At 64.5% G+C, this 321-nt stretch carries 1 protein-coding gene; it reads right to left on the bottom strand.

The genetic code is table 11. From position 1 onward, the window contains the following. Positions 1 to 221: hypothetical protein (locus Q5762_RS37670; protein WP_315896817.1), on the bottom strand; the 221-nt coding region annotated here is incomplete at its 3' end. Positions 222 to 321: the final 100 nt, after the last annotated feature.

Genomic DNA, 321 nt, shown 5'->3' with positions numbered 1-321 from the left:
GTCAGGGTCTCTGTCAGATCAGAACCGCAGCCGTGACAGGTGTGGGCCTCGATCTCGTCGAGAGCCAGCGCCATATTGCGCTCAGTCTCGTCCCACGCCGGGGCGGTTGTGATGGTGTAGCTGCCGTCGCCAGTGGGTGTGATGGTGCGGTTCGGCTCCCACCCGAGCATCGCCCGGACAGTCAACCCACGCGCTTTCGCGGCCCGCACCAGCGCCAGCATGTCAGGATCGGCCTTGAGGGCGCCGATCAGAAATTTACGGTGTTGCTGCCCCGCCGGTTATTGGCGTACACGAGTGCCCGGATCGGGTCCAACTCGCCAA

It is taken from the genome of Streptomyces sp. P9(2023) (genome assembly GCF_032436795.1).
GTDB lineage: Bacteria > Actinomycetota > Actinomycetes > Streptomycetales > Streptomycetaceae > Streptomyces.
This window is presented reverse-complemented; position numbering and strand designations above follow the sequence as displayed.